This window comes from Ignatzschineria sp. PL_is040 (assembly GCF_055813795.1).
The window spans coordinates 11,976-27,189 of the sequence record NZ_JBVPGU010000012.1 but is presented as its reverse complement, the minus strand read 5'-3'; the positions used below and the strand labels follow the sequence as shown (position 1 = coordinate 27,189).

General features: G+C 42.3%; 14 protein-coding genes. 10 read left to right on the top strand and 4 right to left on the bottom strand.

Annotation, left to right across the window (positions count from 1 at the left end; genetic code table 11):
• The first annotated feature begins 455 nt into the window (after positions 1–455).
• From AC0SAP_RS09875 to AC0SAP_RS09865, 3 genes are all read left to right on the top strand, one after another.
• Positions 456–1,043, top strand: coding sequence for a class I SAM-dependent methyltransferase (locus AC0SAP_RS09875; RefSeq protein WP_473384036.1), 588 nt, complete (start codon positions 456–458; stop codon positions 1,041–1,043).
• 3 nt (positions 1,044–1,046) lie between these two features.
• Positions 1,047–2,102 (top strand): HNH endonuclease, encoded by a 1,056-nt coding sequence (locus AC0SAP_RS09870; RefSeq protein WP_473384035.1) that lies wholly within the window; start codon positions 1,047–1,049, stop codon positions 2,100–2,102.
• A gap of 189 nt (positions 2,103–2,291) precedes the next feature.
• Positions 2,292–3,014, top strand: coding sequence for a YoaK family protein (locus AC0SAP_RS09865; protein WP_473384034.1), 723 nt, complete (start codon positions 2,292–2,294; stop codon positions 3,012–3,014).
• A gap of 230 nt (positions 3,015–3,244) precedes the next feature.
• Here the strand turns inward: AC0SAP_RS09865 and AC0SAP_RS09860 are convergent, their stop codons facing one another.
• The 3 genes from AC0SAP_RS09860 to AC0SAP_RS09850 form a co-directional block, all read right to left on the bottom strand.
• On the bottom strand, positions 3,245–4,561 hold the full coding sequence (locus AC0SAP_RS09860) for a Na+/H+ antiporter family protein (protein ID WP_473384033.1): 1,317 nt from the start codon (positions 4,559–4,561) through the stop codon (positions 3,245–3,247).
• Positions 4,562–4,775: 214 nt separating this feature from the next.
• Positions 4,776–6,320 (bottom strand): histidine ammonia-lyase, encoded by a 1,545-nt coding sequence (gene hutH / locus AC0SAP_RS09855; protein ID WP_473384032.1) that lies wholly within the window; start codon positions 6,318–6,320, stop codon positions 4,776–4,778.
• An 862-nt stretch (positions 6,321–7,182) separates the two neighbouring features.
• Entirely contained in the window at positions 7,183–8,307 is a 1,125-nt protein-coding gene (locus tag AC0SAP_RS09850; RefSeq protein WP_473384037.1) for a mechanosensitive ion channel family protein, read from the bottom strand.
• Between the two features lie 171 nt (positions 8,308–8,478).
• Here AC0SAP_RS09850 and AC0SAP_RS09845 point away from each other — a divergent pair, with 171 nt between their 5' ends.
• From AC0SAP_RS09845 to AC0SAP_RS09830, 4 genes are all read left to right on the top strand, one after another.
• Entirely contained in the window at positions 8,479–8,676 is a 198-nt protein-coding gene (locus tag AC0SAP_RS09845) for a hypothetical protein (RefSeq protein ID WP_473384031.1), read from the top strand.
• The gene (locus AC0SAP_RS09840; RefSeq protein WP_473384030.1) at positions 8,627–9,283 is read left to right on the top strand and encodes a nucleotidyltransferase family protein; all 657 of its coding nucleotides are present in this window, start codon (positions 8,627–8,629) and stop codon (positions 9,281–9,283) included. The genes AC0SAP_RS09845 and AC0SAP_RS09840 overlap by 50 nt, the downstream gene beginning before the upstream one ends.
• Positions 9,284–9,409: 126 nt before the next feature.
• Complete coding sequence (locus AC0SAP_RS09835; protein WP_473384029.1) at positions 9,410–10,393, top strand: XdhC family protein; 984 nt, start codon at positions 9,410–9,412, stop codon at positions 10,391–10,393.
• A gap of 818 nt (positions 10,394–11,211) precedes the next feature.
• Positions 11,212–11,379, top strand: coding sequence for a hypothetical protein (locus AC0SAP_RS09830; protein ID WP_473384028.1), 168 nt, complete (start codon positions 11,212–11,214; stop codon positions 11,377–11,379).
• A gap of 42 nt (positions 11,380–11,421) precedes the next feature.
• Here the strand turns inward: AC0SAP_RS09830 and AC0SAP_RS09825 are convergent, their stop codons facing one another.
• The gene (locus tag AC0SAP_RS09825; protein ID WP_473384027.1) at positions 11,422–12,360 is read right to left on the bottom strand and encodes a transglycosylase SLT domain-containing protein; all 939 of its coding nucleotides are present in this window, start codon (positions 12,358–12,360) and stop codon (positions 11,422–11,424) included.
• Positions 12,361–12,808: 448 nt separating this feature from the next.
• On the opposite strand from AC0SAP_RS09825, the gene aroQ reads away from it, so the two are divergent.
• The 3 genes from aroQ to accC all read left to right on the top strand — a co-directional run bounded on the left by aroQ (position 12,809) and on the right by accC (position 15,177).
• Positions 12,809–13,279, top strand: coding sequence for a type II 3-dehydroquinate dehydratase (aroQ, locus tag AC0SAP_RS09820; protein ID WP_286481579.1), 471 nt, complete (start codon positions 12,809–12,811; stop codon positions 13,277–13,279).
• Positions 13,280–13,340: 61 nt separating this feature from the next.
• Entirely contained in the window at positions 13,341–13,808 is a 468-nt protein-coding gene (gene accB, locus AC0SAP_RS09815) for an acetyl-CoA carboxylase biotin carboxyl carrier protein (RefSeq protein WP_286481580.1), read from the top strand.
• A 13-nt stretch (positions 13,809–13,821) separates the two neighbouring features.
• The gene (accC, locus tag AC0SAP_RS09810) at positions 13,822–15,177 is read left to right on the top strand and encodes an acetyl-CoA carboxylase biotin carboxylase subunit (RefSeq protein WP_473384026.1); all 1,356 of its coding nucleotides are present in this window, start codon (positions 13,822–13,824) and stop codon (positions 15,175–15,177) included.
• Positions 15,178–15,214 lie beyond the last annotated feature (37 nt).

The window sequence follows — 15,214 nt, the reverse complement described above, 5'->3', positions numbered from 1 at the left end:
GTTTACAATTTGTGTTTCTGTAAATTTTGATCGTTTCATGATTTCCTCCATCTAAATAATGATGACAGAAATCTCTAGTTTTGGCTTGTGTCTTTTTAGGGTAAGCTTACGATTGATATAGTTTTACTCAAAAAATTTTCTCAATCCAACATTCAACAATTTCTCTAATACCACAATACAAAATCTATAATTTCTATTATTTTCACAAAAATAAACGCTCTCAATGATATTCAATTTATATAAATATTTCTATCCTATTAATTAAAATACTTTTTAATCTGATTTTTTATTAGAGAAACTTTGTAATAATTCATGATGATTTAGAAAAAAAAGAGAAAAGATCTCAATAGAATATTTTTTCACAAAGTTATATTATCGATAAACATCTATCCATTAATAGATATCTCAATCTTCCCCTTATTAGCTCACTTTTAGGCAATATTTATCTAAAGCTTATGACAACCAAAATCTACTACAACAGCGAAGCTGAATCCTTTTTTGAAAATACTTTCTATGTGGATATGGAACCGCTCTATCGTGCATTCCTTCGTTATTTGCCGGCAAAGGGAATCATTCTTGATGTAGGATGTGGCTCCGGTCGAGATGCGCTCTATTTCTCTCAAAAAGGATATCAAGTTAAGGCTTTCGATTATTCAGAAGAGCTTGTGAAATTGGCACGGGAAAAGACTAAGCTCGATATTCAAGTAGGAAGCTTTTATGAGATCACGGTAAAAAATCAATATGCCGGCATTTGGGCTTGTGCTTCGCTTCTTCACTGTGAAAGAGATCGTTTACCGGAGGTTTTACAATCATTGATTGATGCACTCCAAAATGGAGGCGTCTGTTATCTCTCTTTCAAATATGGTTCAGAAGATCGGGAGAAAGAGGGGCGACATTTTACGGATCTTAATGAAGAGCAGATGGATCAATTATTAAGTCCGCACAAAAACATTCTGTTATTACAGCAATGGATTACATCAGATAATCGCCCCGATAGAGATGATGAGTGGCTCAATATTATTTTTCAAAAAAGAGGAGATTAGAGCGTGATTACAACAGAGATCATTCAAGAGGATTTGGCTGAATCATTACCGATTCCATCCGCCGAAAAACAGCTAGAATTTCTCAATAATATTCAGCAATTAATCAGCTTTGCCGATACAACGGCAACCTACAAATATGCCCTTCTCTTAAGTATCACGCGCCTTGCTATTGAAAAGGGGAAACCAACGGGCGATCGTCTTGTCTTAAAGTTTTCTGATATTGCCGATAAGTTTATAGAACTCTACTGGAATCAGGCAAAACCTTTTCACTTCCAAGAACAAGAACCTTTTATTCTTTTTCAAAGTAATATCTCTCAAGCCGCAATCATCAGACGTTTAACAGAAGCGCAAGAAAAGTATCGCACAATCTCGAAAGCACGTTCTGATAAGGATGCGTGGAATAAATTAAATAGAGCAACTATTCAGATTATTAAAAATAATCCTATTTGGCGCCTGCAATATATTCAAAAAGAATCTTTTGAGTTTCTTTACAATTACGATCAAGCGACTTCTACCGAGATTACACTTCTTCCCAATGTGATGTATTGCCTTCGAACCTTCAATCTGATTATTGAAGAGCTTTGTCAAAAAGCATGGGTCGATACGGTACGCTTAAATAAACAAAATGCCCATCTTTTAGATTCCCTGCCCGATCTAGATACATTCCTCTTTGAAACTGATCGCAACCAGCTCACTCGCGTCCAACCAATCTTGCAAGAGATTCAAGGCGATCGTTGCTTTTATTGTAATAAACCAATACGAAACCGATCTGCCGTTGATCACTTTATTCCTTGGTCCCTCTATCAGGTCGATACAGCGCATAATTTCGTACTGGCAGATCATAGCTGTAATAGTAAGAAGAGCAACTTCCTCGCAGATCTCGATTTCTATCAGAAATGGTTAGAGAGAAACCTCGAGTATGATGCATTCATCACTGAGGAGGTCGGAAAAATAGGATTTATTGCCGATCGCATCCGTTCAGAATCAATTGCTAATTGGGCTTATACACAAGTGCAGAATAAAAATGGACTGTCGTTATGGGCGCCGGAGATTAAATAAGGTTTTCCAAAATCTTTCTTGTTTGAAATTGGTACTGCTCCACTGTTATTAAGCAATTAAACTCATTCGATCAACTATCGAAAACATTAAATCCGATATAATGGCAATCATTATCTGATATTGTCACTGAATAGATGTTGCCGGCGGGATCGATTTGGTCTTTGCCCTATTTATAAAGGATCACAGAAGATGAGTTACGAAAAGACACTCAGCCCGATTAAAACGCCGAAGACGCCGCTTGTGGAGTCGCCGATGATGGCCTTTATTTTGGCGCTGATTGCCGGCTGTTTAAATGGATATACCTACCATAAAATTAAGGCATTTAGCACATTGCAATCGGGGAACTTTATTCTCCTTGGCGATAGTGCGGCGATGGGCGATTGGGAGCATTTTAGGCGAATTATCTGGGTGGGGATTGCCTTTGGATTAGGATCGATGACAACGGCATTTATCGCCTATCTAGAAGAGGAGAGACGTAAGACTTGGGCATTTGTGATTCTCTCTTTTGAGGTCTTACTCTTAACGATTTTGGGAACCGGCATTTTAGATGGCTATCTCACCATTACCCATATCTGCCTCATTATCTCCTTTATTGCCGGCATGCAGGGAAATGCGTTCCATAAAGTAGATGGTATGACTTATGGAAATGTTGCCATTACGCCGGTACTGCAAGAGGCTTTTAACTTCTTGATGCTCACCCTCTTTGGCCGAATTCATGCGCTCATTAAGAGTTTGATCTTCTTCTATGTGATTGCCGGCTTTGCCCTAGGGGGTTTTATCGGCACGATTGCGACGGCTCACTTTAATGAGAAGATGCTCTTCTTCCCGGCATTGGTCCTTCTTTTGGTATTGATCTATCTTCTCTATGCGAAAGATAATGAGCATGAGCCGATCGATTCTCACTATAGTTAATATTAATTTAATATTAATATGCGATCACCCGCCTTAACGCGCTTATCACTGGTTTCATCATCGACAGTGCCGGCATCTTCAGCACTGTCAGTAACAGACTGAGAATCAACCTTACAGCAAAAAGCCTTAGCAGATATGACTTTCTATGGTCATCATATTGCTAAGGCGTTTTATTACCTTTCTTTATTGCCTTTTCTTATTGCCTTTGAGAATGAGTAGCGCAAAATCGACTACATAAAGAACATCACGCCGGCTAATCCCGCAATAATTAAGGGGATATTGTAGTGTAAAAATGTGGGTACACAGGTATCCCAGATATGATTATGTTGTCCATCGGCATTCAATCCGGCAGTAGGACCTAAAGTAGAGTCGGAAGCTGGTGAACCGGCATCGCCAAGTGCTGCGGCAACGACAATCAGCATCGTTGTTGCTTCTACAGAGAATCCTAATGCGATACTAAATGGAACGTAGATGGTAGCAATAATCGGAATTGTTCCGAATGAAGTACCGATCCCCATGGTGACTAATAACCCGACGATCAACATCATCGCCGCGCCCCAGAATTGGCTACCGCCGACAAGATCTTTAGAGACCTGAACGATATGATCAACCCCACCGGTCTCTCTTAAAAGATGAGCGTATCCCGATGCGATTAACATCACAAAGGCGATAAAACCCATCAATCTTACCCCATCTAAAATCGCACTATCTTGCGCTTTAAAAGGAATCGCTTTAAAGAGCACCATAATTCCTAAACCGATCAACGCCCCTAATGGTAGTGAACCTGTCCAGAGTTGCACCACAAAGGCACTGAGCGCCCCTAAAATCGCCCCGAGATGTTGCAATGTGAAATGATCCGTTACCGCTAACTCTGACTCATTTGCTGCAATAATGGGAAGGTTTTGATAATTGCGCTTTTTACGATAACTGATAAAGATCGCAATCAAGAGACCGACCACCATACTCAATGCCGGAATCCAAACATATTTCCACACTTCTGTATTCGCAACTTCCATCCCATTAAGTGTCATATTCTCGGCAACAACACCGTGGAAGATGAGTCCAAATCCTAAAGGAAGCGCGACATAAGGTGCTTTAAGACCAAAGGTTAAACAGCAAGCTGCCGCCCGGCGATCCATCTTAAGATCATTCATCATCTTTAAAAGTGGCGGAATCAAGATCGGGATAAAAGCGATATGTACCGGAATCACGTTTTGAGAAAGACACGCAACACCCGCTAAAATCAGTAAGAAGATCTTACCGCGCTTTCCAACGACTCGCTCCATCTTATTGGATAAAATGGTGGTCAAGCCTGTTTGGGCAATACCTCCGGCAAGTGCGCCGAGCAAGACGTAACTTAAAGCGGTATTCGCCTGCCCTCCCATTCCCGAGACAATGAGATCCATCGTCTTACTGATATCGAATCCACCGACTAAACCACCGACGATTGCAGAGATCATAATCGCTAATAGAATATTAACGTTAATCAAACAGAGTACAATCATCAAAACTACTGAAATAAGAACTGGATTTAATAAAATTTCCATATTCTCCCCCTCCTTAAACCTTCACTGAGCGATATCGCTCTCAATTATTAGAATTATTGTAAATTATTACGGTTGTTATAATCTGCGTTACTATTGCCCATTGCCTCCTATTGGCGCATATCACGGTTGATAAAAGGAAACCGGTAGTTAAGACAGCAAACTGCCAGCTTCCGGTGCTAAAAATCGAGCAATTATGAGACAAAAAGGCTAGGAGTTAACCTAGCTTTGACCCTAATGCGGATTCAACAGAGTTGATCAGATCCTCATTAATAAGATCGATCACTTTATGCATATCCACATAAGCAATACGATCTTCCGTTAATGCAGAGACCTGCTCACGAACGGCGTGATAAGCAACATCTGTCCCTTTTCCAAGCGCTTTGCCGGCATCTCTCTTATTAAGATCGATCGCCTGACACGCAAGCATCATCTCCATTCCCACCACTGATTTTGCATTCTTATAGATATCGAGCGCTTTACGTGCGGCAATGGTTCCCATACTGACGTGATCTTCCTGATTCGCAGATGAAGGGATCGAATCGACACTCGCCGGATGTGCTAAAACTTTATTTTCAGAGACTAAGGAAGCCGCCGCATATTGCACAATCATATAGCCGGAGTGTAATCCGCCCTGCTCAGTTAAGAATGCCGGGAGATCATTGTTGAGTGCCGGGTTAACAAGACGCTCAATACGGCGCTCACTAACGTTAGCGATCTCCGCTAGTGCGATGCCTAAGAAATCGAAGGCTAATGCCATCGGTTGACCGTGGAAATGGCCGCCGGAGATACCCATGCCCTTATCACGTAGAATGATGGGATTATCGGTTACGGAGTTGATCTCAATCTCAACGCGTTCACGCACATAGTTGAGCGCATCGTGGCTTGCTCCCTGAATTTGGGGCGCACAACGAAGAGAATAGGCATCTTGCACGCGAAGATCCCCTTGATGTGTGGTTCGTTCACTACCGGCAAGAAGCGTTAAGAGATTTGCTGCAACCTGCTTCTGCCCTGGATGAGGACGAAGTGCATGCAATTCAGGGATAAAAGGATCGGTAATGCCATTGAGTGCTTCAATTGTTAAACTAGTAGCAATATCGCTCGCTTTAAGAAGTGTGATAGAGTCGAAGACCGTTAACGCGCCTACTGCCGTCATCACCTGTGTTCCATTGATAAGTGCTAATCCCTCTTTAGAGGTGAGCTCGATCGGCGCAATGCCGGCACGTTTCATCGCTTCGATTCCGGAGAGCATCTCCCCTTCATACTTAGCTTCCCCTTCACCAATCATCGGCAGAACCATATGCGCTAGCGGAACCAGATCACCACTTGCGCCTAAAGAGCCCTTCTCATAAATTTTGGGATGAACGCCTCTGTTGAGCATCTCAATCAAGGTTTGAAGTGTACTTAAACGAATGCCGGAGAAACCTTTTGCAAGATTATTGATGCGCAGTAACATGATCGCACGCACTACTTCACGGCTAAAGCAGTTGCCAATACCGCAAGAGTGGCTAATGATCAGGTTCTTTTGCAGATCTTTCGCTTCCTCTTTAGAGATATGAACGGTACTAAAGTTACCAAATCCTGTAGTAATGCCGTAAACAGCTTCGCCCGATTCTACTAATTGATCGACAAATTGACGTGATTTTTCCACCTCTTCAATCGCCGCTTCGCTCAACTTGATCGGCACATCTTCACGCGCAACGCGGACAATATCATCTAACGTTAAACTATGACCATCAATCTTGATATATTCTTGTGACATACTCTTCTCCTTCTATTGAGAATTGTTAAGAAGCTCGAGAGGTTTGTGTAATAACTTCACGCCCCTATCTCGATTCTTTTCCTCATTCTCATCTATTTATATTTGTTGTTTTATGAGTTGTTTATTAACTGTTTATGGATTTTTTTATCGGTTATTTCATTATCTCGATACAACTTTGATGCAATTGCGACATTGCAGTGCCGCAATAAGATCCATTTAGAAGGTCAGAAGGAGAATCTCGATCGATCGAGAACGATCCACAATATTGCTTAGTCAACAGATGACGATATTGCCGAATGAATTGCCTGACGAATTGCCTCACAAATTGCCCTACAAATTGTCTAGTCAATTTCTATCTCCTCCTATTACTCCATCTAAAATGAACGCTTCGATTTCTCTTTATTATTTAATTCGCCATCAACAGACGCTAAAATCAATGTGTTACATCTTAATAGTGTGATCTCATCTTATATTTTCTTTATCGTTACTTTATCGCTATTTGTATAGACATTTATAGATCACCCCATCACTTAATCACGATTCAAAAATTACGGCAACATTTTTTCGCAAATCTTTAAGGACAAAAAAGAGGAGAAAAGAGAATTTATATCGTTAAATCAATCGATTAGAGAAAAAGAGGACTTTTAAAAAAAGTGGCAAAAAGGCAGAAAAAAGGAAACACTTTTCAAAAAATAGCGTTTAATATCAAGCTATTACACTACTATAGCAGTACAGCAATACAGCCCTGGAGAAGCAGATTTTGGGGAGATAACAAATAACCCCATAAAATCACTTTATGGGGTTATCACTTATAGGAAAAGAGCGACTTTAGTATTAGCGAGTATCATCTCGCTTTATCACTTTAGGATTTCGGCGTAGTTGCCGGCGTACTATCAACCTTGCTCGCTACTGCATCTGCCTCTGGAAGAGGCGCTGCCGGCATCTCTGGCTGCTTCACCTCAACTTTCAACGCGCCCTCATTATTATCAAGATAGAGAAGCTGTGTCGTATCGGCAAAATCAGCACCATTTTTATGGACGATCTCAATAATCTTCAGATAGACCTCTTGTTGCGCTTCTAACCACTCTGCCCATTTTACCGTCTTGGTAAAGCAGTAGATCATAATATTGAGAGAGGATTCCCCAAAAGCATTAAAGTAGACTAATAGCGTCTGCGTTAGATCGATCTTAGGATTCTGCTGCAACATAGTTCGGATATCATTCACCACTGCATCCACCTTATCGGCATCTTCATAACGCAGGCCGATCTCTGTATTGATCCGGCGATTGGTCATTCTCCCGGGATTTTCAACACTAATTGAGGAGAAGAGCGCATTAGGAATATAGAGAGGACGATTATCAAAGGTCATAATCTTAGTGCTGCGCCAGCCGATCTCTTTCACCACTCCTTCAATCTTACGATCAGGAGAGTTGATCCAGTCGCCGATATCGAAGGGGCGTTCGAAGAAGAGCATCACACCAGAAAAGAAGTTGCTTAAGACATCCTTACTCGCAAAGCCGATTGCAATACCGCCAATGCCGCCAAAAGTCATCAAGCCAGAGAGACTCAATCCAAAATGCTCACCAAAAAGAAGCAGAACCACTAAGAAGATCGCAATCTTTAAGACGCGCGTAATGATCTTTGCCGAGGTTTTATCCGCCCCCTTCTCAATCTGCGAGCGTTCTAAACTATTAACCATAAAGAAGAGTGATTGAATCAGAATTAATCCGATCAGAATCATCTGTACAATCACAATCATCTCCGCCGTGATCACCTTGATATGAAAGTCAACCAATGCCATCTGCAGATATTGGGAGAGTACAAAGACAGCAAAAGCTAAAATACCACCTAATATAAAGTGACTTAATATTCCATTAGTAGTCCAACGATTTTTGCGTACAAAAAGTCTTAAACCAAAATAGAGTAAGAGAACTATCAATAAGAATCCTAGCCCAATCCCATACTTAATAACTAAGGGATTATCGATGATCCCTTCAATATTGAATGATTTTGTTACTATCTCTTTCATATTCTTTTATTCCTAAATATCGACCTGCATAGTGTACACCGAGCCCCTCATATTCCCAATGGGGAAAGTATCCTCTACGGCATCAACTTTTCCCAACAAATATAAAGAACCACAAAGGTTGTCCCTAACGTGGCTACAGTCTATATTGATCTTATCGATGCACAATTTTTAGGTCGTCCCTCTTTTATGATTGAGGTCGATCTTCTAAACGGTTCTATCCTGTATCATTCTATCTCTAATCTTGCTGAGCGCCTCTCTGCAAAAAGGAATCTTATCTATGGCTATTGGTATCTTTATTATGGCTGCCGGCATGAGCCGTCGCTTTAAAGCAGAGAGTAATCAACATAAACTGCTCGTATCGCCCCCACTCTTTGAGGAAGCGCTCTTAACATTGACCTATAATCGCGTCAAAGAGGCCTTTAAAGAGGAGGAGATCGTAATTATTACCAATCAATCTGAACCAGAAGTCACAGCGCTTGCACACTCCCTTCATCCCCATATCTTAACGATTGAGAGTCAGGGCTTAGGCGATAGTATCGGCATTGCCGCACAATCCCTCTTAATGGGAGATCTCGCACCACTCAAAGCATTCGAGGGGATCTTTATTCTACCGGCAGATCTACCCTATCTCTTATCGGAGACCTTGATCCTCTTAAAAGGGTATTTAGAAAAGTCAGAAAGTCCTATTATTCGCCCCCAATTTCACCATATCCCGGGGCATCCCGTCGGCTTTAAAGCGATGCTCTTCCCACAACTGGCAACACTTACCGGCGATCTAGGTGCGCAAAAGCTCCTAGAACCAGAATTAACCCGAAATATTCCCGTCTTCGATCCCGGCATTATCTGGGATATCGATACGCCGGAAGATCTTCTAACCCAACCGGGAGATCATCAATGGTATAACGCGCCTTATCTTAAGGTGAATCGAGGATAGCATCACTACAATAATCCTTATATAGACTTAATGCTTTCAATATTAATTTTTCGTTTTTAACTCTTCACTCTAAATTCTCTTTGTTATCAATTTTTGCTTAAATTTAATGGTTTAAACTCAACAATTATGAAACAGCTCGATCTATTAGTGATTGAATCGGCATTAAAATGGCTTGCTGAAGGGGAGACTATTTGGCTCTCTACAGTACTTCGCACCTATGGTTCTGCACCGCGCTCTCCGGGTGCGCTCTTTGCAGCTAATAGTCGGGGGGAATATGTGGGTTCTCTCTCCGGCGGTTGCATTGAAGAGGATCTTCTGGCAAAGCTCAAAGAGAATTGGTTTTCGCAGAAGAGTGAAATGATTATCTATGGTGAGATGAGTGATCATTTTCGTCCTAATCGACAGCTTCCCTGTGGTGGCACGATTGATCTGCTTCTTGAGCGACTTGAGCCGTCAGCAGCAAATATGTTCTATCTTCAAGCGATGATGCAAGCTTTAACCGGCAAAGAGAAGTTGATCAAAAAGATCAAATTGGGGGAATCTGCAGAGCTCATAGCGAGATCGCTCGATCAAGAAACTCCCACAGCGATAAGCGAACAGGATGGTATTATCACCCTCCCTTTAGAGGCAGAAAATCGAATCTTAATTGCCGGCATCTCTGCCGTTGCGCTCTACACTATCGACTTTGCCACAACATTAGGGTTTAAAGTGATTGTAGCCGATGATCGGCAAGAGGAGCTTCGACAATTAGAGAGTTCTCCTCTGCTTGAAAGGATAACGCTATTGAAGACCTTTCCAGCGACTTATCTTGAAAAGGAGGGGGCCTCCGAGCAAACTGCTATTCTCTCTCTCACGCACGATCCACGAATTGATGATTTTACAATGATCGCCGCCTTAGCGACACCGGCATTCTATATCGGAGCGATGGGATCGAAACGTAATAGTGAAAATCGCCTAGCGCGATTACGTGAATGTACGGATTATGGGGAGGCAGATTTAGCACGAATTCATGCACCGATCGGCCTTCCTATTGGGAGTAAAACTCCGGCAGAGATTGCCCTTGCCATCGTTGCTGATATTGTTCGCGTCAAAAATGGGATCTCCCTCTAAGAAGATCCCAGCTCTTTTTGATACAGATAGAAGCTGAACGCTGCCGGTCCTCACTATCGCGCACTTCCACAAATCTCGCGCCGGCAGTAGGCGATCTTCTATCGCCAATAACTTTCTTATTTTTTTGAAATAACATAGGTTGATGAGTTGCCGGAAATGACCATTGCATCCTTTCAAAATTTGCATGCCGGCAAATATCGTTACTTTAGCGATATCATCCTCGGCGCTAAAAGTGCCGAACAGCGGGCATGCACCGGTTAAAAGAACGAAATAGTCGGCTCCCGCGGCTCCACGAATTTTCTTAAGAATGATTCATTGAAACAAAATGGCTGAACACTGCCGGTCCTCACTATCGCGCACTTCCACAAATCTCGCGCCGGCAGTAGGCGATCTTCTATCGCCAATAACTTTCTTATTTTTTTGAAATAACATAGGTTGATGAGTTGCCGGAAATGACCATTGCATCCTTTCAAAATTTGCATGCCGGCAAATATCGTTACTTTAGCGATATCATCCTCGGCGCTAAAAGTGCCGAACAGCGGGCATGCACCGGTTAAAAGAACGAAATAGTCGGCTCCCGCCGCTCCACAGCTTCTCTTAAGAATGATTCATTGAAAGATATTCATCGAAAAAAGAAGCTGAACGCTGCCGGATCTTACTATCGCGTGCTTCCACAAATCTCGCGCCGGCAGTAGGCGAACTCTTATCACCGACAGATATTGTTTAATTACTGTTTAAGAGCTGTTTAAAGCGCATTTAGTTATTTTCTCGGCGCTAAAAGCGCCGAATCGCGGGCATACACCGGTTAAAAGAACGAAATGGTCGGCTCCCGCGGCTCCACGAATTTTCTTAAGAATGATTCATTGAAAGATATTCATCGAAAAAAGAAGCTGAACGTTGCCGGGTCTCACTATCATGTGCTTCCACAAATCTCGCGCCGGCAGTTGGCGATCTTTATCACTAAAATCACCGGCGATGAATTCTAATCGCTCTTATAGATCTACTCTTATAGGCTTACTCTTATAGGCTTAGTTAGCGCCGTAAGCTAATGTGGCAATCTCTTTTGGCATAATCATGACGGATGCACCATCTTTTGTGTAGAAATCACTTGGATTGAAATACTTAATAGTATGCTCTTTTAATCCATAACGGCGTGCCGCTTCTAAAAGTTCTTTCTTATTAGGTGATTTCACCGCAATAATTTCCGGAATCGATTCCACCGGCACTTCAAGCTGCTGCTTCTCTAACGCTAATTGTGATAATGCTAAAACTCTAGGGATATAAGCCTTTGTAATGGGTGGCAGATCTAAATTCCAGAAGTTAACCGGCTTGCCTGCTGCGCGATTCTTCTTCATACTGCGAAGAACTCGCCCTTCCCCGGCATTATAAGCCGCTAGCGTCAAGAGCCAATCACCATCAAAACGGCGATTGAGATACTCAAGATAATCGAGCGCTGCCTCTGTCGCACGAACAAAGTTTAAACGCCCATCTGACTTTTGTGAGATCTGAATCCCAAAGGTCTTTGCTGCCGCTGGACCTAATTGCCAAAGCCCAATATGTTGACCATTACGAGCATTAGGACGATATCCACTCTCCACTAATGGAACAAATGCGATCTCAAGCGGTAAGCCTCTGCGTGCTAACTCATCAACCACATAATTAAATACCACTAGCCCATCACCATCGAGATGAGTGAAGACTCCGGCATTTTTTGTCTCATAATTTTGGATCATTGCACGAACACGAGCGTGATCTTTATCTCCCATCCCCATCCCATTATTGAGTTTGGTGGTGAGAAGTAGATCGGGTTCGTAGAGCTGCGCGCGCTCTCGCCCTGATGCATAAGCGACAGTTAGAAGCGAGGCCATCATGCAGAGGATCAGCAGAAATGTCTGCCCTGTGATGTGGCGCAAGGAGGGGATACGGCTTAAGTAATCGATTGAAAAATAACTCTCTTTTTTAGTCATTCCATTCATTCTATTTGCTAAACAGAAAGGGAGTATAACTGAGATTGATCAAAAAAACCGCTTTATTTTTTTTATTAGAGCGATTTTAACGCTATGGTAAATCCTTTTTATAATCACTTTCTTCACTCATTGATCATGATTTTAAACAAATTTAAGATCGATCAATAAAGATCTCAAAACCTATTATCTAAGAGATAAATGAGAGATAAATGAGAGATAAATGAGAGATAATGAAGAGAGAAAAAGAGTGGTTGAATCAATTACTTTCGGGTTACTTTTGGGTTACTTTTAAAAGAGTAGAAGAAAGAGAATGGTAGAGAATTTCAATAGTGATTTAAGTAGCGCTTTAGATCGCGTTTAAAAATAAAAAATGCCAAACGAAAAGCCTTAATGGTATAAAGGAATATTTAGGCACTCTTAAAAATTATGCGGTAAAATGGCACTTATGATGAATCAAGAAAAGCACAAAAAAATCCTTCTGATCAATGGAGTTAACTTAAACCTCTTAGGAATGCGTGAGCCTGAGATTTATGGCCACACAACACTTGAGATGCTTGAGTCGCACCTTGTAGAATGCGGAAAGGCGTGCAATATCGATTTAATCACAATGCAGAGTAATCGCGAATATGAGATTGTCGAAGCAATTCATGCAGCAAAGCAGAATAATATTGAAGGAATCATCATCAATCCAGGTGCATTTACCCATACAAGCGTTGCAATTCGTGATGCTTTTCTCGGCGTAGGGATTCCATTTGTGGAGATCCATATCTCTAATGTCTTTAGCCGAGAGCCCTTTAGACATACCTCATACCTATCTGACATTGCCAATGGCGTCATTGTCGGGTGTGGTCTTTATGGCTATGAACTTGCACTACTCAATATTACGAATATAATCTCTAACAAATACTCGAACAAATAGATCGAAATAAGGAGATTCCTGCATGGAATCTCCTTATCATTTTACATAGGAGCTAATCTTAATGGATATTAAAGAAATTGAAAAACTCGTAGAACTCATTGATAACTCATCCATCGATGAAATCGAGATTACAGACGGTGAAGAGTCACTTCGTATCAGCCGCTTTCCAAAAGAGACGCAGGTATTTACCGGTCAGATGCCAATGATGCAGCCACAAGCTGCACCACAAACAAATGTGCAGATGCCATCCGTTGCGACAACTTCAGCGCCAGAAGCAGCTCCTGCTGAACTCTCTGGAAAGATTATTCGTTCACCAATGGTGGGAACATTCTATCGTGCAGCGTCCCCTACTTCAGACCCATTCACAGAAGTAGATGCGCAAGTTAATGTCGGCGATGTCGTTTGCATCATCGAAGCGATGAAGATGTTTAATCAAATCGAAGCTGAAGTTTCTGGAAGAGTTGTTAAATTCTTAGTAGAAAATGGTGAGCCTGTAGAGTTTGATCAGCCTCTCATGATCCTTGAATAAGGAGCTATTCGAGATGTTAAAAAAAGTATTAATTGCTAACCGTGGGGAGATCGCACTGCGAATTCTAAGAGCTTGTAAAGAGCTTGGAATTCAGACTGTTGCTGTTCACTCTACCGGTGATAAGGATCTTAAGCATGTCCGCCTTGCAGATGAATCGGTCTGTATCGGTCCACCTGCGCCCGGCCTTAGCTACCTCAATATCCCTAGTATTATCGCGGCAGCAGAGTTAACCAATGCCGATGGTATCCATCCTGGTTACGGTTTCTTAGCTGAAAATGCCGATTTTGCAGAGCGTGTTGAGAGCTCAGGCTTTACCTTTATCGGCCCTACAGCGGAGACAATCCGTATTATGGGAGATAAAGTTTCGGCAAAGAAAGCGATGATTGAAGCAGGTGTTCCCTGTGTTCCCGGTTCTGGCGATGCTTTGAGTGATGATAAAGATGAAAACCTCCGCCTTGCGCGTGAAGTGGGATATCCCATTATCGTTAAAGCTTCCGGCGGTGGCGGTGGTCGCGGTATGCGCGTTGTAGAATCTGAAAAGGATCTCCTTCGCTCAATCGAATTGACGAAATCAGAAGCATTAGCCGCCTTTGGTAACCCTGAGGTCTATATGGAGCGTTATCTGCAAAAGCCGCGCCATATTGAGATTCAGGTCTTAGCTGATGGGCAAGGAAATGCAATCCATCTAGGTGAGCGTGACTGCTCCTTACAGCGTCGTCACCAGAAAGTATTGGAAGAAGCACCTGCTCCTGGCATTACTGCTGAAGAGCGTGCGCGTATCGGTCAAGCATGTGTTGAAGCGTGTAAACGTATCAACTACCGTGGTGCCGGAACATTTGAATTCCTCTATGAAAATGGTGAGTTCTTCTTTATCGAGATGAATACCCGTATTCAGGTTGAGCATCCTATTACAGAGATGATCACCGGTGTCGATCTTGTTCGTGAACAGTTGAAGATCGCAAGTGGTATGCCATTGACGATTACCCAAGAGGATATCAAGTTTGAAGGTCATGCGATCGAGTGCCGTATCAATGCGGAGCATCCTGAGACCTTTATCCCCTCTCCGGGTTTAATCACCAATTATCATCCACCAGGTGGCCCTGGTATCCGTATCGATACCCATATCTATGCAGGTTATACCGTTCCACCTTTCTACGACTCGATGATTGCGAAGATTATCTCCTATGCACCCACGCGTGATATGGCGATTGGTCGCCTTAAAAATGCGCTTCATGAGCTCATTATTGAAGGCATCAACACCAATGCTGAATTGCATCTTCGTATCTTAAACGATCCTGTCTTCCTCAAAGGAGGAATGGATATTCACCATCTTGAGAAGATGTTGAAAGAGAGCAAAGTAGAAGCGTAATAGGATAGTAGGATAACAGGATTAATACCGTAAAAAC